Annotated in this window: 15 protein-coding genes; 5 read left to right on the top strand and 10 right to left on the bottom strand. The window is 69.1% G+C overall.

The features are described from left to right. Window positions 1-3: 3 nt before the first annotated feature. Window positions 4-666 (top strand): hypothetical protein, encoded by a 663-nt coding sequence (locus tag H6844_08655; protein ID MCB9929470.1) that lies wholly within the window; start codon window positions 4-6, stop codon window positions 664-666. Window positions 667-696: 30 nt separating this feature from the next. Here the strand turns inward: H6844_08655 and H6844_08650 are convergent, their stop codons facing one another. The 4 genes from H6844_08650 to H6844_08635 form a co-directional block, all read right to left on the bottom strand. Next, the gene (locus H6844_08650) at window positions 697-1,557 is read right to left on the bottom strand and encodes a GNAT family N-acetyltransferase (protein ID MCB9929469.1); all 861 of its coding nucleotides are present in this window, start codon (window positions 1,555-1,557) and stop codon (window positions 697-699) included. A 9-nt stretch (window positions 1,558-1,566) separates the two neighbouring features. Then, a complete protein-coding gene (locus H6844_08645) occupies window positions 1,567-2,331 on the bottom strand; it encodes a polysaccharide deacetylase (GenBank protein MCB9929468.1) in 765 nt (254 codons plus the stop codon). A 266-nt stretch (window positions 2,332-2,597) separates the two neighbouring features. Further along, on the bottom strand, window positions 2,598-3,368 hold the full coding sequence (locus H6844_08640; protein MCB9929467.1) for an SDR family oxidoreductase: 771 nt from the start codon (window positions 3,366-3,368) through the stop codon (window positions 2,598-2,600). Window positions 3,369-3,469: 101 nt separating this feature from the next. Next, entirely contained in the window at window positions 3,470-4,150 is a 681-nt protein-coding gene (locus H6844_08635) for a hydrogenase expression protein HupH (protein ID MCB9929466.1), read from the bottom strand. 377 nt (window positions 4,151-4,527) lie between these two features. Between H6844_08635 and H6844_08630 the strand changes: the two genes are divergently transcribed. Further along, window positions 4,528-7,395: a S8 family serine peptidase gene (locus tag H6844_08630; protein MCB9929465.1), complete on the top strand. Its 2,868-nt coding sequence runs from the start codon at window positions 4,528-4,530 to the stop codon at window positions 7,393-7,395. A gap of 42 nt (window positions 7,396-7,437) precedes the next feature. Here H6844_08630 and H6844_08625 read toward each other — a convergent pair whose 3' ends face one another. Further along, window positions 7,438-8,343, bottom strand: a complete 906-nt coding sequence (locus H6844_08625; protein ID MCB9929464.1) for a LysR family transcriptional regulator — start codon at window positions 8,341-8,343, stop codon at window positions 7,438-7,440. 180 nt (window positions 8,344-8,523) lie between these two features. On the opposite strand from H6844_08625, the gene katG reads away from it, so the two are divergent. After that, window positions 8,524-10,731, top strand: coding sequence for a catalase/peroxidase HPI (katG, locus tag H6844_08620; protein MCB9929463.1), 2,208 nt, complete (start codon window positions 8,524-8,526; stop codon window positions 10,729-10,731). 270 nt (window positions 10,732-11,001) lie between these two features. Here the strand turns inward: katG and H6844_08615 are convergent, their stop codons facing one another. Both H6844_08615 and H6844_08610 read right to left on the bottom strand, forming a co-directional pair. After that, a complete protein-coding gene (locus tag H6844_08615) occupies window positions 11,002-11,871 on the bottom strand; it encodes an LLM class F420-dependent oxidoreductase (GenBank protein MCB9929462.1) in 870 nt (289 codons plus the stop codon). A 16-nt stretch (window positions 11,872-11,887) separates the two neighbouring features. Beyond that, window positions 11,888-13,540 carry a hypothetical protein gene (locus H6844_08610; GenBank protein MCB9929461.1) on the bottom strand — a complete coding sequence of 551 codons (1,653 nt, stop codon included), beginning with the start codon at window positions 13,538-13,540 and terminating at the stop codon, window positions 11,888-11,890. A gap of 206 nt (window positions 13,541-13,746) precedes the next feature. Between H6844_08610 and H6844_08605 the strand changes: the two genes are divergently transcribed. Next, window positions 13,747-14,508 (top strand): glucose 1-dehydrogenase, encoded by a 762-nt coding sequence (locus tag H6844_08605; GenBank protein MCB9929460.1) that lies wholly within the window; start codon window positions 13,747-13,749, stop codon window positions 14,506-14,508. Between the two features lie 23 nt (window positions 14,509-14,531). Continuing rightward, window positions 14,532-15,686 carry a CoA transferase gene (locus H6844_08600; GenBank protein MCB9929459.1) on the top strand — a complete coding sequence of 385 codons (1,155 nt, stop codon included), beginning with the start codon at window positions 14,532-14,534 and terminating at the stop codon, window positions 15,684-15,686. A 342-nt stretch (window positions 15,687-16,028) separates the two neighbouring features. On the opposite strand, the gene H6844_08595 is transcribed toward H6844_08600, so the two are convergent. The 3 genes from H6844_08595 to H6844_08585 all read right to left on the bottom strand — a co-directional run bounded on the left by H6844_08595 (window position 16,029) and on the right by H6844_08585 (window position 22,168). Then, complete coding sequence (locus tag H6844_08595; protein MCB9929458.1) at window positions 16,029-16,862, bottom strand: glucose 1-dehydrogenase; 834 nt, start codon at window positions 16,860-16,862, stop codon at window positions 16,029-16,031. A 97-nt stretch (window positions 16,863-16,959) separates the two neighbouring features. Further along, window positions 16,960-18,567, bottom strand: a complete 1,608-nt coding sequence (locus tag H6844_08590; protein ID MCB9929457.1) for a thiosulfate sulfurtransferase — start codon at window positions 18,565-18,567, stop codon at window positions 16,960-16,962. Between the two features lie 139 nt (window positions 18,568-18,706). Beyond that, on the bottom strand, window positions 18,707-22,168 hold the full coding sequence (locus H6844_08585; protein ID MCB9929456.1) for a hypothetical protein: 3,462 nt from the start codon (window positions 22,166-22,168) through the stop codon (window positions 18,707-18,709). Window positions 22,169-22,173 lie beyond the last annotated feature (5 nt).

Raw genomic sequence — 22,173 nt, 5'->3', positions numbered from 1 at the left:
GCCTTGACGGACCTGTACGTCCACCACCGGCTGGCGTGCGAGCCCCGCGCCTGGGCCGATGTCGCCCAGGCGCTGCAAGCCGACGCCGCGCCAAGGCTCGCCACGGCGGGGGGTGTGCTGTTCGGCATCTGGCGCAGCCAGATCGGCGCGCCGCGGGACGAGTTGAACGTCATCACCGCCTGGCCGGGCGGCGCCGGCGCGGACCATGCCGCCCGCCTGCTGACGGAGGATGTGGGTTCGATCCGTAAGGCGTCTGCGTCTGCCATGACCCCGACCCTGCGCCCCGAGCGGATCGAGCCGCCGCGGCGCCAGGGCAATTTCGCCTTTCGCTGGTTCGAGACGCCGGCCCGGCACTGGGACGAGTTCCTGGCCCTCTGCGCGGGTGCCTGGCCGGGGTTCGAGGCGTCCTACGACTCGCAGGTCATCGGCCTCTGGCGGCTGCGGGAGCCGGACGGTGGCGCGGCGGATGCGCCGGTGCGCTCGCTGCTGCTGACCCGCCGCCCGGACCTCGCCATGTGGGAGCGCTCGAAAATCCCGCAGGGTGCCGCGGAGGAAGAGGTGCGCCGCAAGCTCAGCCGCCGCTACGATCTCTGCGACTGGACCATGGTCCATACCACGACGCTGCTGACCGCCGACGATCGCGCCGACACGGCACGCTGGGCGTAGCCGCGGGCGGTTCGGTCCAGCGGTCGGACGTCAGTCCAGCTTCATGTTCAGAAGCACGACTTCCGAATACAGCTTGTCGATCTCGCCCGGTTCCAACTGGGCGGGCCGGTACAGCCGCGGCACGGGGATTTCCTGCTCGCGGTCGCACGCCACCGGTCCGGTCAGAAACCGCCGGTCGACGGAGAAGACCGCACCGTCATCCGGCAGGATGCTGTCGGCAATGGCGCGCGCATACCGGGTCAGCAACACGCGGTCGCCGGCATACAGCACCTCATAGGTGAGATAATCCGGGCCCTTGCGCTGCACCGACAGGATGAGAACGCACAGCCCGTCCGGCGTCTCGATGGCCAGCGGCGTCAGGGACAGGCCCTCATGGTCTTCCAGCACCCGGCGATCGGCGGCGGCAAGCGCCTCGCCCAGAGCCAGCGGGTCCCGATGGATCGGCCAGCGCGCCCCCGCATCGGCCGAGCGATGCCACAGGCAGCGTTCCTGGTCCAGCACCCGAAGCCCTGCCCTCTGGACCCCGGGGATCACCATTTTCGAGGCGGTGAAATCGGTGATGGTCACGCTCGGGTCGGAAAGCGCCAGCGCCAGCATGCGTTGGCCGACCCTCTGGCCGCGATAGTCGGCCAGCACATACCAGGAGCTGAGATTGGCGGTGCGGTGCGGGCCGCGGTCGGTCATGCGCTCCGCCATGATCATGGCCAGCGCGCCGGCGATGCGGTCGCCGTCCATGGCGACGATGGCATACGGGTCGCCCGGGCGGTTCCAGCGGCCGGCGAGCAGCGCCTGCCACCCCGCCAACGGCCATTTCGCCCGCGGGAACACGGTCTGCATGAAGCGCGCCACGTCATCGCGCTGGTCGGGATGGGCTGAGACGACGTCGACCATGAGAAATTTCTAACCGGATTCGAGGATGGAGGCGAGACGCACCCATCGGCCGCGCTCCCGGTGGGTCAGGCGTTCCAGAAGCTGGTCCAGGAACTCCCACACCGGCTCGCCGGTCTGGAGATGGTGGGTGGAAAGGCCGGTCGGCTCGGCGGGATCGACCACACCCAGTCGCCGCCGGGCGAGATGTTCGGTCAGCAATTCCAGCGTGCCCTCGACCTGGCGGAATTCCGGCCCCCGCTTCCAGCGGATCGGGTCCACATGGATGTTGACACGATGCAGGCCCGGCGCCGCCTTCCGGGCCTTGCGCGGATAGCCGGTCGACAGCAGGCGATAGCCGAGCCGCGGCAATTGCACGACGGTATCGTGGGAAATCCGGTTCCAGGGCGGCGTCAGGCCGGGCAGCAGGTTGGGCAACTGCGCCGCCCGCAGCCGGCGCCAGCCCTCGCGGAGATCGCGCAGCTTCAGGGTTGCGGGTCGGCCCTGCCCCACCTCCGCGGCCGGCGCGCCGGCCGGTTCGTGATTGACGTGCGCAAAGCCGTGCTGAAGCACATAGACCTCGCCCGACTGCCCCAGCAGGGGCGCCAGTTCCGGCGACACGTCCCGCGGCACCACCGCCAGATGCAGCGGCGCGCCATGCCCGTCGGCCAGCGCCAGCAGGCGCTCCAGCGCCGCGGTCGGCGCGTCGGCATCGTCGTCGCGCCACCAGAAAGTGGGTGTCTCACCGGCTGCCCGCCAGGTCCGCAATTCCCGTTCGAGGTCCAGCCAAGTCGCCATGCTTCGTCCCGGAAGGTGCCCTTCGCAATCCAGGACCACACATGGGGTTGTGGCAGACAACCGGCAAGACCCGTCACAACCGCGGGCCTGGAGCGGATTCTTTTCCCGCTGGCTCGCCACGCCATCTTCCCTGTCCTCGCGCAAGCGGGGACCCATGCCTGAGAAACCAGTACAGAGTCCGTGTCCTGTGAGAAGCTCTCAGGCATGGGCTCCCGCTTCCGCGGGAGATGAGGCAGGAGATTGGCTCAACCAGAGCCGAAAGCCCACTAGACGCTGCGGAAACCGCCGTCCGCCATGACGATGCCGCCGGTCACGTAGGCGGCCAGATCGGAGGCGAGAAAGATCGCCGGCCCGACAATGTCGCCGGGCTTGCCGGGGCGCCCCAGCGGCGTGTGGCTCATCACCTGGGCCACCATGTCCGGGTTCGCCTCGCGCGCGGCCTTGTTCAGCGGCGTTTCGATCATGCCCGGGCCGATGGCGTTGACGCGAATGCCCTCCGGCCCCAGTTCCGCCGCCAGCGCGCGGGTGAAGCCCAGCACGCCGTGCTTGGACGTGGTGTAGGCGGCCGAGTTCGGCCAGCGCACATGCACGAAGGACTGGATCGAGCCGATATTGACCACGCGCCCCTTGGTCGCCCGCAACTGGTCCAGAAAGGCGTGGGTGATGTTGAACACGCCCTTGATGTTCAGGTCGATGATGTCGTCCCAGTCCTGGCGCACCGCGGCCTTGTCGCCGGTGATCGGCGTGCGGCGGTTGATGCCGGCATTGTTCACCAGGATCGAGATCGGGCCCAACTGCCGCTGCACCTCAGCCGCCGCGGCGTCGCAGGCGGCCCGGTCGGTCACGTCGACCTCCAGGCTGGTGGCGCGGCCGCCGGCGGTCGCGATCTGCCGGGCCGTGTCGGCGCCCGCCGTGGCGTTGACGTCCAGCACGGCGACGGTCGCGCCCTGCTCCGCATAGCCGAGCGCGATGGCTTCTCCGATGCCGGAGCCGCCGCCGGTGACGACCGCGATATGTCCCTGCAACAACGGGCTCATGGGCCTGTTCCTCCTGTTGGCCGCCGGCCCGTATCGGCAGGGTCGACGGCGATGGTGTCGAGCGATTGCCGGCCGAGCCTAGCAAGATTTTGCCGCTCGCGTCAGCGGCCGGGCCGCGCGGCGTTTTCCGCTTCCGGCGCCTTCAGAAGCCGGCAAAGATGCGCGACCGCCGCCGGAATGGGTTCGATGATCGGCACCGCAAACCGGCCCGAAAGCCGGCGGGCCGCCAGGGCGAGCGGCCCGCCGCCGATGACGATGGCCCGCGCACCGTCCTGCGCAACCGCGTCCGCGATCAGCTGCGCCAGGGCCTGTTGCAGCCGCGGCGGGTCTGCCATGAGGGCGGCGGCGTCTCCGCGGGTGGTGCGCACGGCCACCAGGGCCTCGCCATGGCCATAGGCGCGCGCGGTCTCGCGGATGCTCTCGGTCAGGTCGGGCGTGGTGGTGACCACCGCAAACCGCCCGCCGGAGCGCCGCGCGGCCAGTGCCATGCCGGCCTCGGCGATGCCGACGACCGGAGCGGGCAGCGCCGCCGCCAGCCGGTCCCGGCCCGGGTCGCCGAAGGCCGAGACAATGACGCCGTCGAACCCGGCCAGCGAACCGGCCAGGGCCTCGACCGCCCCTGCGGCCAAGCCCAGGGCCGGCGGGTTCTGGATCAGCGGCGCGCCGAAGGCAGCGGTGAAGCCCTGGACCTGCACCGCCGGCGGCGCCGCATCGCGAGCAATCGCCAGCATCGCCGCGGTGGTGTCCGCATTGGTGTTGGGATTGACGAGCGCGAGTTTCACCCTGGGTCCCGTTCCGCGTCGCAATGGTTGGTCTCCGAGCCTGCGCCGATCCGAAAGGGTGGAACGGTACGCGCCGGCAATCAAGCCATTCGCCGCCAACGGTGCACGCCCAAGTCAACGGCCCCGCCGTCCTCAAGGTGCAAACTGCGTCAACAATACGGCGGAATTTTGAACATGGGTTGACCGAAGAGCCGAAATATCGACCCAAAGACCGCAAATTTCGACTATTGTCTCGCGCGAATTAGAACCACCATAAATTATTATTTCGGGCGGCCACTATTTCAATCACAAGTGGTTTCGGCCCATCATTCGTGATAGAGTATCCATCGGATTTTCTATTGGGTGTGTTGGTGTCCTCGAAGAAGGAATGGGCCGTGATGCGATACTGGAAATTTCTCTCTGCCGTCGCTGCCATTCTGGTCTGGCCGTTTCTTGCCGTGGCGGACGGGCCGCAACCGAGTTTCGCCCCGAACGGTCTGAAAACCGTCCCGGACAGCTATATCGGGCCGGAGGGCAAGGCAGAGGTCCGCCTGCTGGTCAGCCATATCGGCGCCTATCTCCCCGATCCCGAAAAGCAACAGCGCGCCCTGCGCGAGCTGGCCTCGTCCTATGGGCTGGAGATCGAGCGGATCTATCACGACCAGCTCGCCTTCCTGCGCGTGCGCGACGACGGGAGCGGGCGCGACGGCCTCGTCAAGCTGGTGCGCGAGTTGCGGGCCAAGGCGGCGCGGACCGGAGTCCGCTTCGGCCTCGCCTATCGCGAGGGCGACGGCGACAGCATTCCCTCCGTGGCACTGGACGAGATCGTCGCCGGCAGCACCAAGGCCGAGTCGCCGGACCGGCTGATCGCCGCGATGCAGGAGCAAGGCTTCAAGCTCCTTACCGTTCATCCCTATCTGAAATCCTACGCGGTGTTCGCCGCGCCGGATCGGGATGCGGTGGACCTGATGGCGGTCGCCCGCCAGGTGGTCGAGAAGACGCCGGCGGAGTTCGCCTATCCCAACTTCGTCTCGGTCGCGTTCGACACCGAAACCCTGCTGAACGACACCCGTTTCGTCGACCAATGGCATCTGCGCAACACCGGCCAGAACGGCGGCACGGTGGATGCCGACGCCGACCTGTCGCTGGCCTGGGACATCACCCAGGGGGCCGCGGGCACGATCATCGCCATCCATGAGAATGGCGGCTTCGACACCACCCACCCCGACCTGACGCCCAATCTCTGGGCCAATCCGGGCGAGATCCCCGGCAATGGCATCGACGACGACGGCAATGGCTGGGTCGACGATACGCTGGGCTGGGATTTCCAGGGCTGCACCGCCGCCACGTCGCCTGGCTGCGGCGACAACGCACCGACGCCGAACGACGCCACCGAAAACCACGCCACCGCGGTCGCCGGCGTCGCCGCGGCACGCGGCGGCAATGCGCTGGGCGTGTCCGGCAGTTGTCCGCAATGCACGCTGATCCTGTTGCGGTCCGGCTATGTGGCGAACGACTTCGCCAAGAGCCTGCCCTATGGCTATGCCCAGGCAGAGGGCGCCCGGATCGTCTCGAATTCCTGGAGTTCGAGCGGCCTCTATCCGACCACGACCGCGGCGATCAACGCGGCGGCCACGGCCGGTCTCTCGGTCGTATTCGCCGCCGGCAACACGGCGCTGAACAATTGCGGCGATCCGCGGGTCGGCAACAACGCCTCCGTCCTGGCCGTGTCCTCGTCGTCGAACCAGGATCGCAAGGTGATCGTCTCCTCGATCGGCAACTGCGTCGATGTGCTGTCGCCCTCGCACCGGGGCTACAACGCGGCCGACCCCTTCACCGGCACGCTGAACATCACCACCACCGACCGGCAGGGGGCCGCCGGCTACAACAATGGCAGCCCGGTGAACAACTGTCCGACGGCAGAGAACGCGCCGCCGCCCGCGAACGCCCGCGACTACACCGAATGCTTTGGCGGCACCTCGTCGGCGACGCCGCTGACGGCCGGCGTGATCGGCCTGATCGAGACCGTGAACGGCACCATCACCCGCACCCAGATCCAGAACCTGATCCAGGACACCACCGACCGGATCGAGGATTCCGTGGGCCAGTATGCCGAGGCGAACGGCTTCAGCGCGCCCGGCGGCACGCCGACCCATAGCTGGGGCCGTCTCAACGCGTTCGAGGCGGTGCGCATCGCCGCCCCGGTGGCCTCCGGCGGCAAGGGCGGCGTCGACGTGTTCATCCGCGACAACCGCCTGGACTGGGGCAACACCGCGGAGCCCTCGAACACGCTGTTCGAGGCCACGCGCGGCTTCATCCCGCACTGGCGCAGCGTCGACATCAAGGTCGATGCCCCGCCCTATGCCGCCGCCCCGACCACGAACGCCGCGTTCGAAGCCTTCGCCGACGAAAACCCGGTGGAGAGCACGGTGAACCGGGTCTATGTCCGCGTGCGCAATCGCGGCCCGGTCACGGCGGAGTCGGTCACGGTGAAATTCCACTGGGCCTTCGCCGGCACCGCGCTGCCGGCCCTGCCCGCGGATTTCTGGACCGCCTTCCCGGCGGATTCCGCGGATACCTCCGTCTGGCATCCGGAACCGGCGCAGACCATCGCCAACCTGGCCTATTCCGGCGCCTCGGTCGCGGGCACGGGCGGCGATGCGGCGCAAATCCTGAGCTTCGACTTCCACGCCCCCGCGGTCGATCCGACGGCGGCCAACCCAAGGCACTATTGCGTCATGGTGGTGCTCGACTCGCCGCAGGACCCGATTGCGGAATCGACCCTGGTCGTGGACGTGGCCACGCCGCGCAACAACAACATGACCCACCGCAACCTGTCGCTGCAGGATTCCGACAGCGACAGCGCGTTCCGTGACACGCTGATGGTGCGCAACCCGTTCCGCGAGCCGATCCGCACGTTGTTGATCGTCGATGCACCGGAGGGGTGGAAGGTCGACACCGGCGGCCTGCCGATCGGCCGGCCGTTCGCGCTGGAGCCGCAGAGCGAAAAGCCGGTCCGGGTCTATGTGCAGGCGCCGAAGCCGGGGCTCGAAGGCGAGGTCTCGCTGCGGCAGTTGAATCTGACCCAGAAGTCGCCGACGGTGCTGGGCGGGTTCGACATCGCGTTCCGCTCGCAGAAACGGCCCGAACCGCCGAAATTCGACCCGGCGACGCTGAAACGGATCGAACGCCTGCTGCCGCGGCTCGAAAGCGGGCTGGACCGGCTGGAGAAATTGCTGCCGCGCCTGGAGCAAAGGCTGCAATAGCCGGCCGGACCGGCCCCTTTGGGAGCGCGCCGGCGCCATCGGCTACGGCGCCTCCCCGGAGGCCTCCGCCACATGCCGCACCGCGTCCGCGACCGCCATCAACTGGTCGGCCATGGGGTTCTGGGCCCGCCAGATCATGCCGATGGTGCGCGACGGGCGCGGATCGCGGAAGCGGGCGACCGATACCGCCGCCGAGCCCGTCTCCAGCGGGATCGCCATTTCGGGGATCAGTGTGACCCCGATGCCGGCGCTGACCATCTGCACCAGCGTCGAAAGCGAACTTCCCTCCATCAGGTCCCAGGGAATGGCCGCATGGACCTGGCAGAAGGAAAGGGCCTGATCGCGGAAGCAATGCCCTTCTTCCAGCAGCAGCAGGCGCATGTCCCGCAGCATCTCGCGGGTGGGGGCCGGTTGGTCGGCGTCGCCGGCGGGGCGGACCAGGACAAAATCCTCGGTGAACAGGGGCACCTCGGTCAGCGACGCTTCGGAGACCGGCAGCGCCACCAGGGCCAGGTCCAGCCGGCCTTCGGCCAGGTCCCGCAGCAGGGTTTGCGTCAACGCCTCATGCAGGCGCAGGTCCAAGCCCGGATAGGCTTCCGAAAGCTCACGGACGATGCGCGGCAGCAGATAGGGCGCAATCGTCGGGATCACGCCCAGGCGCAGCCGCCCCGCCAGCCCCTGCCGCGAGGCACGGGCGAGCGCGCCCAGATCGTCGACCGCCCGCAGAATGTCGCGGACGCGCCCGGCAAACGCCTCGCCCAGGGCGGTGAGGCGCACCTGCCGCGGGCTGCGCTCGAACAGGGCCGCCCCCAGCGCCTCCTCCAGGTCCTTGATCTGCATGGAGAGTGCCGGCTGGCTGATGGCGCACGCCTCCGCCGCCCGGCCGAAATGCCCGTGCCGGGCCACGGCCTCGAAATAGCGCAACTGCCGGAGCGTCAGGTTGTTCATCAGAAACTCTTATGAATGAGATTAGAAAATACAAATTATAATGATTGCAAATGAGCGCTATATCGAATTCGACCGGATCAGGCGCTACATTTGTCGCATGTGGTGATCGGAGCGCCGATCCGTCCCCTGCCACCCTGTGGCTCGATATTTCGTCCAATCAATCACCGCTCGGAGGACTCCATGGACGCCAAGACCCCGAAATCCCGCCAAGGCTGCCCGGTGATGCACGGTGCCGCCGCAACCACCACCGGCGCCCAGTCGAACCGCGACTGGTGGCCGAACCAGCTCAACCTGTCGATCCTGCACCAGCATTCGGCCAAGTCGAACCCAATGGGCGAGGACTTCGACTATGCCGCGGCCTTTCGGTCGCTGGACCTGGCGGCGGTGAAGCAGGACCTCTATGCCCTGATGACCGACTCGCAGGACTGGTGGCCGGCGGACTACGGCCATTATGGCCCGCTGTTCATCCGCATGGCCTGGCACAGCGCCGGCACCTACCGCACCGGCGACGGCCGCGGCGGCGCCTCGTCCGGCACGCAGCGGTTCGCGCCGCTGAACAGCTGGCCGGACAACGCCAACCTGGACAAGGCGCGCCGGCTGCTATGGCCGATCAAGCGGAAATACGGCAACAAGCTCTCCTGGGCCGACCTGCTGGTCCTGGCCGGCAATTGCGCCATCGAATCCATGGGCGGCAAAACCTTCGGTTTCGGCGGCGGCCGCGAGGATGTGTGGGAGCCGGAAGAGGATATCTACTGGGGCACGGAAAGCGAGTGGCTGGGCGACAAGCGCTATAGCGGCGACCGCGATCTGGAAAACCCGCTGGCCGCGGTGCAGATGGGCCTGATCTACGTGAACCCGGAAGGACCGAACGGCGAGCCGGACCCGGTCGCCTCCGGCCGCGACATCCGCGAGACCTTCGCCCGCATGGCCATGGACGACGAGGAGACCGTTGCGCTCACCGCCGGCGGCCACACCTTCGGCAAATGCCATGGCGCCGGCGACGCCGCCCTGGTCGGCCCCGAGCCGGAAGCGGCACCGCTGGAGGCGATGGGCCTCGGCTGGCTCAGCAGCCACGGCAGCGGCAAGGGCGACGACAGCATCACCAGCGGCATCGAAGGCGCCTGGACCCCGAACCCGACCCGGTGGGACAATGGCTATTTCGACATGCTGTTCGGCTATGAGTGGGAGCTGACCAAAAGCCCCGCCGGTGCCTGGCAGTGGGTGCCGAAGGATGTGCCGGAGGACCATATGGCGCCGGCCGCGCACGACGCCTCGAAGCGGGTGACGACGATCATGACCACCGCCGACATGGCGATGCGCATGGACCCGATCTACGGCCCGATCTCGAAGCGCTTCCACGAGAACCCGGACCAGTTCGCCGACGCCTTCGCCCGTGCCTGGTTCAAGCTGACCCACCGGGACATGGGGCCGAAGTCCCGCTATCTGGGGCCGGAAGTGCCGGCGGAAGACCTGATCTGGCAGGACCCGATCCCCGCCGCCGATCATCCCGTTGTGGACGCAGGGGACATTGCCGGCCTGAAGGCGAAGATCCTGGCGTCCGGCCTGTCGGTGCCGGACCTGGTCAAGACGGCGTGGGCCTCGGCCGCGACCTATCGTGGCTCGGACAAGCGCGGCGGCGCCAACGGCGCCCGCATCCGCCTGGCCCCGCAAAAGGACTGGGAGTCGAACGAGCCCGCCACCCTGGCCAAGGTGCTGGCTGCGCTGGAGACCGTCCAGCGGGACTTCAACGCGGCCCAGAGCGGCGGCAAGTCGGTCTCGCTGGCCGACCTGATCGTCCTTGGCGGTTCGGCGGCGATCGAACAGGCGGCGAAGGCGGCCGGCCACAGCGTCGAGGTGCCGTTCGCCCCCGGCCGGACCGACGCGACGGCCGAGCAGACCGACGCCGCGTCGTTCGACGTGCTGGAGCCGATGGCCGATGGCTTCCGCAATTACGCCAGGACGAAATACACGGTCTCGGCCGAGGAGTTGTTGCTCGACAAGGCGCAGTTGCTGACCCTGACCGCGCCGGAAATGGCGGTGCTGGTCGGCGGCCTGCGCGCGCTGGGCGCCAATGTCGGCGGGTCCAAGCACGGTGTCTTCACCGACCGCCCCGGCACGCTCAGCAACGACTTTTTCGTCAATCTGATGGACATGGGCACGGAGTGGAAACCGGCCGACGACACCGGCGACGTGTTCGAAGGCCGCGACCGGGCGACCGGGCAAGTGAAGTGGACCGGCACCCGCGTCGACCTGGTGTTCGGCTCCAACTCGCAATTGCGGGCCCTGGCCGAGGTCTATGCCCAGGGCGACGCGGGCGAGAAGTTCGTGCGCAACTTCGTGGCGGCCTGGACCAAGGTCATGAACGCCGACCGCTTCGACCTGGCCTGATCCGGACGGCGGCTTCGGACGCGCTCCGAGGCCGCCGTTTCCCGGCCGCCGCGGAGCGGTGGGCCGGGATCGGCCTGGTTCATCGAACACCGTCAATGCCGATGTTCGCGCGCTGCATTGCCCACTCCTCCACCGCCCCGTGCTCGACACGGGGTCCATGCCTGAGCCTCCCCTACAAAGTCCGGACTTTGTGAGACACGCTCAGGCATGGGCTCCCGCCTCCGCGGGAGAAAGGGGGGGGAGTGCGTGTAGCCCTGGCCGGCAGCAGCCCTATCCCGCAAACGCCGCGGCGACGCCCTGGTAGCGATCCAGGAGCCGCAGCACCTTGGCCTCCTCGACCGGCGGCACGTGGAAGACGATCCGGTTGAAGCCCAGGCCGATCAGCCGTTCCACCGCCTCCGGATCGGGGCCGAGGCCGAACACGGTCAGGTCGATCTCCGCCATGGTGCGCCCGGCGCGCTCGACCGACTCGCGCAGGCGCCGCAGGCCGTCCGCCAGTTCGACGCCGGCATGGACGCGCCCCGGCATCGGGTTGATCGGCAACCAGCCGTCGGCATAGCCCGCCACCCGGTCGAACACCCATTCGGAGTTGGCGCCGATCAGCACCGGCGGCCCGCCCGGCTGGTAGGGCTTCGGATAGGACCAGACCGGGTCGAAATCCACGAATTCGCCGTGATATTCCGGCTCGTCCTCGCGCCAGATCCGCTTCATCGCCTCGATGCGCTCGCGCATCACCTTCCAGCGGCGTTTGAACGGCACGCCGTGGTTTTCCATCTCCTCCGCGTTCCAGCCGACGCCGACGCCCAGCAGCACCCGCCCCTTCGACAACTGGTCCAGCGAGGCAATGGCCTTGGCCAACCGCACCGGATGGTGCTCGGTGATCAGGCAGATGCCGCTGGCGAGTTTCAGCGTCGTCGTCGCCGCGGCCGCCGCGGTCAGGGCGACGAACAGGTCGTGGGTGTGGGAATACTCCTTCGGCAGGTCGCCGCCGCCGGGATAGGGCGTGTCGCGGCTGACGGGAATGTGCGAGTGCTCCGGCAGGAACAGGGATTCGAACCCTCGGGCCTCGGTCTCCCGCGCCAGCCGGGCCGGGTCGAGCGAATAGTCGGTCGCAAACGTGAAGATGCCGAAATCGGTCATTTTGGCCTCCCGCCGGTCAGAAACGCGAGCGCCGCTCTTCGACATTGGCCGCGACGTCGATCAGCACGGTCCGGCCTTCCGCGTTCAGGCGCTGCGCCTCCCGCAGCGCAGGCGCCAGTTCCGAGACCCTGGCGACGCGAAGCCCGACCGCGCCCATGCCCTCGGCGATCTTGGCATAGTCGCCCTGCATGGTGGAGACGCCATAGGTGGTCCGCGCCTCCTCGCCGATGGTGCCGCGGGTCGGGCCGGAATAGGTCGCCATGGCGCTGTTGTTCAGCAGGAGCGTGGTGATGGCCGCGCCCGAGCGGGCCGAGGTCTCGATATCGGTGCCGGACATGCCGAACGCGCCATCGCCCATCAGGTTCAGGCAGAATTTCTGCGGCTCGGCCATTTTCGCGCCGATCGCCAGCGGGATGCCGAAGCCCAGATGGGTGGTCTTGCCCCAGCCGATGTAGCTGTGCGGCGTCGTCGCGGTGTAAAACGGCACGATCGAGTCGCGCGGCGCACCGGCGTCGTGGGTGACGATGCTGTTTTCCAGGTCCAGCGTCTCGTTCAGGGCCTGGATCACGCGGTAATAGGCAATCGGCTCCTCGTCGGAGGCGAGGACGGGCTGCCACTCCGCCATCCACTTGGCCCTGGCAGCGGCGACGGCGGCCTCGGTCTCGCTGCGATTGCCGCAGCCCTTGCCGCCGGTCTTGGCCTTGATGCAGGCGATCAGCGCCTCGATGGTCAGCAGCGTGTCGCCGATCAGGCCGATGTCGGCGGCCTCGTCCTTGTTGAGGTCGGCCGGATTGTTGGTGTTGTGCACCAGGGTCTTGCCCGGCCGGATTTTCTGGCCGTAGGGCGTGCGCGTCAGGCTGCTGCCGAGGGCCACCAGCACGTCGCTTTCGCTCAGCCATTCGTGCGCCGGGCCGGTGGTGGTGCCGCTGCCGGCGCCGAGGGCGAGCGGGTGGCGCTCGTCGAAGGCGGACTTGCCGGGCATGGTGCAGAACACCGGCGTCGCGGTCAATTCCGCCAGCTCGCGCAGCGCCGCGGTGGCGCCGGCAAACAGCACGCCGGCACCGGCCCAGAGCACCGCCCGCTGCGCGCCGATCAGCGCGTCGGCCGCCGCCTCGATCTCCGCCGCTTCCGGCGCCTGGCGCACCAGTTTCGGCGACTTGTAGGTCTGCGCTGCCTCCGGCACCTCCTGGGCGCAGACATCGGCGGTCAGTTCGACGACCACCGGCCCGGGCGGCCCGTTGCGGAGCGCGTGGAAGGCGCGGCGCATGACGTCGCCGACCTGGTTCGGCGTGTAGATCGCTTCCACATGCTTCACCCAGCCCTGATAGCTGCGCGCGGCGCTGAAATTCGGCTTCACGCCAATGGTCTCCAGCGTGTTGCCGCCGACGAACATCAGCAACGGAATGTTGTCGGCATAGGCCTGGGCGAGGCCGCCCATGGCGTTCTCCGCGCCCGCCTGCGACTGCACGGCGACGACGCCGAAGCGCTGGCGGTCGCTGATGCGGCTATAGCCATCCGCCGCCATCACCGCGCCGCGCTCGTGCCGGAAGGCGACCGGGCGGATGCCGACCCGCGCCGCGGCGGAAATCAACGGGTTGCTGGGAAAGCAGGACATCCACTCCACGCCTTCCTGTTGCAAAATCCGGGCGATGTAGTCGATGCCGTTCATGGCGGGTCTCCTGTCGGCGTGGCGCCAAGGGATGGGGAATTCGGTTCCCGCGCAGCATGCGCATTCCCGTGCGCCTTGTCACCGGACTTCCGCGGGATTTCCACGATCCGGCCAGCCGTCCCGCGTTGCCGGCCCCGCGTGCGGCGGCTAGGCTTTGCGGCGAACGGACAACGCCCCCGCCAGGGGCGACACATTCGGAGGAAATCATGCGGTTCGAACACAAGGTGGTCGTCATCACCGGCGCGGCATCCGGCTTCGGCCGGGCGGCGGCGCGCAAATTCGCGGCCGAAGGCGCCCGGATCGTGGCCGCCGACATCAACCCGGACGGCCTGCGCACCGTGGTCGACGCGCTCGCCGCCGACGGCCATCAGGTCATCGGCGTCGAGACCGACGTGACCAAGGCCGCCTCGGTGCAGGCGATGGTCGACGCCGCGGTCTCGGCGTTCGGCACGGTCGATGTGCTGGTGAACAATGCCGGCGGGGGCCATGCGCCCATGTTCCTGCACGACATGCCGGAAGAGCAGTTCGACCGCATCTTCGACCTCAACACCAAGAGCGTCTATCTGGGGGTGAAGGCGGTCGCGCCGGTGATGATCGCAAACGGCGGCGGCGCGATCGTCAACACCGCCTCCATCGGCGCCAAGAACCCGCGGGCGAAGAGCACGCCCTACAACGCGTCCAAGGGCGCGGTGGTGGTGATGACGCGCGGCCTGGCCGTCGACCTGGCGCGCTTCAAGATCCGGGTCAATTGCGTCTGCCCGCTTGCCTCGGAAACTGGCTTTTTCAAGGCCGTGACCGGCCAGGACCGCCTGTCGGACGAGGGCCGCAAACGCATGGAATCCGAGGTGCCGCTGCGCCGCCTGACCGACCCGGACGACGTCGCCAACGCCATGCTCTATCTCGCCTCCGACGATGCGGGGTTTGTGACCGGCGTCAGCCTGGACATCGACGGCGGCAAGAGCATTTGACCGAAGAACGGGAGACCTCGCCCATGGGCGCGTTGGATGGAGTGAAAGTGGTCGAGCTGGCCGGCATCGGGCCGACGCCGCATTGCTGCATGTTGCTGGCCGAGATGGGCGCGGACGTGCTGCGGGTGGACCGGCTCGCCAATGTCGGCGTGCAGAAGCGGGGCTTTCCGGAGAAGTTCGATCCCCTCACCCGCTCGCGCCCCAATGTCGCCATCGACTGGAAGAACCCGCAGGGCCTGGCGACCATCAAGCGCCTCTGCGCCGGGGCCGATATCCTGATCGAAGGCTTCCGCCCCGGCGTGCTGGAGCGGGCGGGGCTGGCGCCGGAGACGCTGTGGGCCGAGAACCCGAAGCTGGTGATCGGCCGGGCGACCGGCTGGGGCCAGGATGGGCCGATCGCCCAGACCGCCGGCCACGACATCAACTATATCTCGCTCTCGGGCGTGCTCGCCAATATTGGCCCGGCCGACGGGCCGCCGGTGCATCCTCTGATGCTGACGGGCGATTTCGGCGGCGGCTCGCTTTATCTGGGCCTGGGCGTGCTGGCCGCCTATATCTCCGCCCAGAAGACCGGCCAGGGCCAGGTGGTCGATGCGGCCATGCTGGAGGGCTCGGCCTCGCTGATGACCTTCGTCTATGGCTTTCTCGCCTCGGGCCAGTGGCGCGAGGACCGGCGGGCGAGCAACCTGCTGGACGGCGGCGCGCATTTCTACCGGGTCTATGAGACCAAGGACGGCGGCCACGTCTCCATCGGCTCGATCGAGCCGCAATTCTATGCCGAACTGCTGCAGCGGCTGGGCCTCGCCGAGGACGACCTCTACCCCCAGCACGACCGCGAGCACTGGGAAGCAAACGCCGACAGGCTGGCCGCGATCTTCAGGACCAAGACGCGGGACGAATGGGATGCGCTGCTGCGCGACTCCGACATCTGCTTTGCGCCGGTGCTGACCATGTCCGAGGCGATGGAGCATCCGCACAACGTCGAACGCGGCAATTTCGTCGACCTGGACGGCTACAAGCAGCCGGGACCGGCGCCGCGCTTCAGCAAGACCCCGTCCGCCGTGCGCCACGGCTCCACCACCGCCGGCCAGCACACCCGCGAGGCCCTGGCCGGCTGGGGCTTCAGCCCGGACGAAATCGCCACCCTGGAGCAGGCCGCGGCGGTGAAGCAGGCCTGAGGCGGCAACGTCTCGCCAGCCCCTCCTCCCCGTTTCACCCCGAGTAGGGCCGCAGGCCCGTATCGAGGGGCGGAGGGGCCGGGTGGCGGCGCAGTCGTCCCTCGATACGCCCCGGGCCTTGCCCGCGGCCACTCGGGATGAAGGCAAGGGTGGGGCGGGAGAGAGGGCGAAGCTGACACCCTTCCGCATTGCTTCACCCCGAGTAGGGCCGCAGGCCCGCATCGAGGGGCGGAGTGGCCGGGCGGCGGCGCAGTCGTCCCTCGATACGCCCAGGGCCTTGCCCGCGGCCACTCGGGATGAAGGCGATTGGGGAGAACGGCACTTGGAACCGGGCGAGCCCCCTCAAGTGCGGTCGGGGTTGTAGACCTTGATCGGACGGTGCGTCTTGTAGGCCGGCTGCTGGTCCGCCCACATCACGCCGCTGGCGGCGGCGCCGTCGACCACGATGGCCTGGCCGTTGATGAAGCCGGAACGGTCGCTCGCCAGGAACAGCGCGGTCTGGGCGATGTCGTCCGGCCGGCCGGCGCGCGGGATCGGCTGGCGCTTGTCATAGCCGGCGGAGCGGTCCGCCACCACCTCGTCCGGCTTGCCCACCGCATTGGTGGAGAGCGGCGTCGGGATATAGCCGGGGCAGATGCAGTTGACGCGGATATTCTCCTCGCCATAGGGCATGGCCGCCACCTTGCTCATGTGGATGACCGCGGCCTTGGCGACGGAGTAGAGCAGCGGGCCGCGCCCGGTCGCGACGCCGGCAATCGAGCCGGTGTTGATGATCGAGCCACCACCCTGCCGGCGCATCACCGGAACCGCGTACTTCATGCCCAGAAACACGCCCTTCACCAGCACGTCGAAGGTCATGTCGAACTCGTCGCCCGGAATGTCCTCGAACAGGCCGAGCGCGCCGCCGAATCCGGCATTGTTGAACATGCAGTCCAGGCGGCCCCAGCGGTCGACCGCGGCCGCCACCGCCGCCTTGACCTGGTCTTCCTGGCGGACTTCGCAGAAAGCGAAGGTCGCTGCCTCGCCCAGGTCGCGGGCCAGGGCCTCGCCGCGGTCGCGCTGCATGTCGGCGATGACGACGCGCGCGCCTTCCTCGACGAACAGGCGCACGGTCGCCTCGCCAATGCCGCTGGCGCCGCCGGTGATGACCGCGACCTTGCCGTCCAGATCTGCCATGATGGAAGTTCCTCTTTGCGATGATTTGCGTTGTTGAACGTCCAGGATGCGCCCGCACCGGTGGCGGGCGCAATGCCCGGGTGCGGGTCAGGCCGCCCTATCGCGGCACCGCCACCCGGAAGCGGTGATCGTCGTCGGTCGCCATCTGGTTCACCAGGTCGATTTCCCAGGCGAGGTATTCGCGCATCGCCTCCTCCCGGTTCTGGCCGCGCTCGCGGGCCGAGAGCCAGACATCGTCGGCCTCGTCCGCCATGTGCGTATGCCCTTGCTCCAGCGGCAGGCCGGCCGCGACCCAGGCCTCGGTGCCGCCCGCCAGCACCCTGGCACCCGCGGCCACACCGTCCGCCGCCGCCAGGCCGGCAAGCGCGCCCTCCGGCGAGGTGAAAACCAGCGTCTCCGCCGTCGGGAGCCTGGCCAGCGCCTCCGCCAAGCGCGCGCGGGTCGAAAACCAGGCGCCGGGAATATGGCCGCGTCCATAGCTGCGGCTGTCGGCGAAATCGACGACCACGGCCGTGCCGGCGTCCAGCGCCTGCCGCAACGCCGCCACGGAGATCGGGGCCACCGAAGCCGCATCGAAGCCCAGCGCCTTCGGCTCATGCCGGCCCTTGACCAACGGGCCGCCGGCGCCGTCCAGCGCGTCCATTTTCAGGATCGCCACGTCGGCCCAGCCCATCTGCGTCAACCAGGAGGCGGTCATGGTGGCGCGGACGCCGTTGTCGTCCACCAGCACGGCTCGTGCCCCCCAGACCGCCATATGGCTGTCGGTCTCCTGCACCAACTGCCCGCCCGCGGCGAGGCGGACGCCGGCCAGATGACCGGCTTCGTATTCCTCGGGCGTGCGCACGTCGATGACATAGGTTGTCCTCGTCCCGGCCTCGCTGCGCCAGTGTTCCAGCGTCGCGAAGTCGATCTCCCGCACGTCGCAAAGGCTGCGCACCCGCGCCGCGCCGGCGAACGCCGCCTCGCGGCCGGCCTCCGAGACCGCCGGCGGGCGGCGGGTGGCGCCGTTCACCACGTCGAACCCGGCCAGGTGCCAGGCCATGGTGCCGTCCTTCATGGAGACGATCTTGTTCCTGAAACCGGCATTGATCAGCGACTGCGCCCCGATGATCGAGCGGGTGCGGCCGCCGCAATTGACGACAACCAGCGTATCCTCGGATGGCGTCAGGTCGGTGAAGCGATAGACCAGTTCGGCCCCCGGCACGCTGATCGCGGTCGGGATGCTGTTGTTGTTGTATTCCTCGTAGGAGCGGCTGTCGTAGATGGCGATGTCGGCCTTGGCGTCGATCATCTCCTTCAATTGCTCGGCAGTCACCCAGGGCGTGCCGGCGTCGTGCTCCACCACCTCGGCGAACGCCTTGCTGGGCACGTGGACGCCGCTATAGACGCGAAAGCCGGCCGCCTCCCAGCCCTTCACCCCGCCCAGAAGGACGGAGACTTGGGAATAGCCCAGCGCTGCCATGCGCCGGGCGGCGGTCCCGGCCAGCCCCTCGCCGTCATCGCACCAGACAACGCGGGTGTCGCGACGCGGCACCAGGTCATCGACCATCAGTTCCAGGCGCGAAAGCGGCACGCAGGAGGCGAGCAGCAAATGTCGCTTGCCGAACGTCCATTCCTCGCGGGCGTCCAGCACGGCAATCTCGCCGCCATCCTTCAACCAGGCTTTCAGATCGGGGGCGGAGACCTCCGTCACGGTGCGGCTCATGGGCGTGCGTTTCCTCTCAACGGTTTTGCGGTGGGCCGGTCGTCCGCCGGGGCGGATGCGCGGCCGTTCGGCCAACAGGCTATCCCGTCCGACGCACACCCCGCAATCGGAACACCTCCGGCGGCCGCGCGCCGCTCGCCTACATCCGCAAATTGTCCCGCAGGATGAAGGGCAAGGCCCCGCCGGTCGTCTGGGCGACGAACACGAACGGGTTGTCGCCGCCGCCGACCGAGAGATTGGCGGTCGCCCGCCACATCGGGCGCGACGACTCGGTCACCACGGGCGGCGTGCCGACGAACGAGACCCGGATGGCGGTGATCGCCCGCTCGACCGTGTTTTCGCGCAGATGGATCTGGTTGCCGAAATTGCCCTGCAACTCGATCCCGGCATCGAAGGTCTGCTCGTCCGCCAACTGGCGATAGATCACTTCGTTGCCGGACATGATCACCCGCTCGGCGCCGCCGGCCAGGATGCCCTGCTGGCCCGATTGCGCCAGGAAGGGCAGCAACAGGCCGATGCGGTTGTCCGATATCTCGACAGAGCCCGCCCGCAACGGCTGGTTCGCGGTGCCCAGGCCCTGGCGGGCGACGCGGACCGCCTCGGCCACGCGCTCGAACACATTGCCGGTGATGGAGACCGCGGGCAGCGTCGCGCCCAGGCATAGCACGCCCAGGGCCGCGACCGGCCCCATCCGCGGCAGCAGGCTGTCGACCAGGGCCCGCGCAAACGGCAGCCGGTTGGCCAGCGCCTCGTCGGTGAGCATGGCGGCGGCGGCCCTTCGCACCGCCGTTTCCAACTCGTCGGTGGTGGTGACCCGCCCCGGAGGCACCAGTTCCAGCAGCGCGTTCCAGTCGGCCTGCCGCAGCTCCGAATTGAAGGCAATCCGGATGCGGCCGACGCTGATGGTGACGTTGCGGCCCGTATCGGTCGGAGCCGCCGGCCCCACCACGATCCGGTCATTGGTGATCACCAGCCGGCGGATCAACTCCCGGTTCGGCGGGCTGGTCGTGTCCGCACCGCGGACCGCGGTCAGCACGCGCGTCAGGCTGGCGGAATTGTCGGGAGCGGCGGCGATGCTGTCACCGACGCGCTGAACATAGCGCTGGAAATTGGCCTCGTTCGCCAGTTCGACGCGGCTGGGCGGGTTGGCCTGGACCGCCCGTTCCCAATCCACCTGATCGACCGTCGTCGGGATGACGGCCCGGAAATTGCCGGCCGCCACCTCCGCCGTGCCCGGCACCGGCCGGGTCGGGGTCGGCGTGCCGGTGCCGGCGACCACGTCCCGAATCAACCGGTTCACCACCGGGTCCACGAATTCCGCCGGCACCGTCCGCAGCCGCGGCGGGTCGGTGCTGGTGATGCGGTTGCCTTCGACGCTGACCCAGTCCGCATCGGACAGCGCCAGCGCCATCTGGGCGTTGCCGGCGCGGAAGCGGCTGTTGTGCACCAGCAGCCGATCCGGCCTTGGCCGCCCTTCCGCCTCCACCACCGCCAGACAGGCGCGGTAGGTGAGCGTGTCGGCAGCGGTCATCATCTCGACATTCTGGACGTCGACCGCGCCGCAGCCGGTCGCCATGACCACGCCGACGGTTGTCGGGCGCCGGCCCTGCGGCTGGCCCCGGTCCGGCGCCTCGAACGCCAGGTCGGCCATGCCGAGGCTGGCGCAGTTGACGAAATGCAGGGCGCACTCGCCGCCGCGCACGACGACGCGGGTGCCCGGCCCGGCGCCGGTCAGGCGGATATGGCCCAGGTTCGAGAGCGTCACCCGCCGCTCGGTCCGGAACACGCCGCGCTGGAAGCAGACATGGGCGTGCTCGCCCTCGCCGATGGTCTCCAGCACCGCCGCCCAGTCGGAATCGGGCGCCAGCACATAGGTGGCGCAGCCATTGCCGTCCATCTGGCAGAGCCGCTCGATCGCCGCCTGCACCGTGCGGTCGCCGGCCAGCGGCGGACAGTTCGCCGGGTCGAACGACACCTCCGCCGCGCGCGACAACCGGGCGCTGAAGATGTGGGTCAGGTGCCGGGCAGCGCCGGCCGGGCTCAGCAGCGTCGCCTCCACCGCCTGATCGAGCGTGGTCGAATCGAGCGAGAAGCCGATATTGGCCGTCCCGTCCGGCCCGGTGGTGACGATCTGCTCGGTGCTGCCGCCGCCCAGCCGCCCGTTGCCGAGCGAGACGCGGAAGCGCACGCGGGCATTGGCAACCGGATACTGGCCGCGGGCGACGCCCACCACCAGCGGCCGGCGCAGCGGCAGCAGCGCGTTCGGTGCCGTCGGGTCCGGCGCGATTTCCTGGGCGTCGCCGCCGAGGGCATCCAGCGTCAGCAATTCCGTGGCCGCCGGGAACAGCGCGCGGCAGTCGGAAACGAAGCTCCAGGCATTGGCCTGGAAGTCCAGCAGCGCCAGCCGGGCGAAGCGGTGGGCCGTGCCCTGGCGCAGCAGGGCGCTGGGCGTGGTGCCATCGGACTCCACCGGCCATTCGACGCCGAAGCCCGAACGGGCCGGAATGGTCCACCAGTCGCCGGTGCGATAGCTGCCAGTGCCGAACTCGACCTCGACGCCGTTTTCCAGCGGCAGGAAGCCGCCGGCGGTGATCGTCACCGGGCCGGGGCTGTCCCAGGCGCGAATTTTCGGCGTATCGCCGAAGGCGTTGATGTCGAGCGTCCCGGTCGCGGTGGACGTCTCCACCTCCAGCACCTCGCCGACGACGCGGGCGACGCGCACCATCGTGCCCGGCAGGCCGGCCAGTTCGCGCGCATCGCTGGTCAGTTCGACCCAGCCGCCGTTGCGGAAGCCGATCTGCGCGTCGAAGCCGGTGGTGGTCACCGTCAGCTCGTTGCCGTTGCGCGCCAGCCAGCCCGCCACGAACGAGGCGTTGTCGCGCGACCACTTGAACGAGGCGCCGTTCGGCAACCCGCCCTCGTGCACCTCCACCCGGTACAGGCGATGGTCCAGGCTCTGATAGCCCGCCGTCTCCGGCAGGGCGCAGAGGCTGCCGTCGCCCGCGACCGGTTGCGCCTGCGCCGCCAGCGTGCCGGTGGGCGCGCCGGTCATGGCCGTCCAGGCGGCGGTCACGGTCTCGCAATGGTCGCTGCCGCCGGCATTGCCGAGGCGCAGCGCCCGCACCCGCCAGACGGTCTTGAGCCGCGTCGTCGTATCCGGCCCGCCCAGCGCCCGCTCCTTCAGCGCCGGCAGTTCGACCGCGGTGGTGTGGAAGTCCCAGGCCTCCAGGAAGAACAGGTAGCGGCCGGAGGTCGGGTTGGCGACGGGATTGCCGTTGCCGTTCAGGAACGGCGTCAGCCCCGCCAGGAAGGGCTGGTCCGCCAGCGCCACCGGCGCCGCCAATTCCACCAATTGCCCGCCGACATAGAAGCGCCCGGCCCCGATCTCCAGCCCCCCGGCCGCGGAGATGGCGAAGCCGGCCTGGCCGATGGGCGCACCGCTCGGCCCGATCACGTCGCGCCGGGTGGTGCGGTCCAGATGGGTCAGGATCGCCTGCTGTTCGTTCCAGTCGGCATCGATATCGACCCGGCCCTGCTGGCGCAGCACCTGCGTGAACGCGCGGGCGGGATCGAAGGTCAGACGGGAGAAATCGCCTTTCATGGTGC

The organism is Alphaproteobacteria bacterium (assembly GCA_020638555.1).
Taxonomy (GTDB): domain Bacteria; phylum Pseudomonadota; class Alphaproteobacteria; order Bin95; family Bin95; genus JACKII01.
The sequence above is the reverse complement of the archived record's forward strand: the minus strand, read 5'-3'. Positions and strand labels throughout refer to the sequence as shown.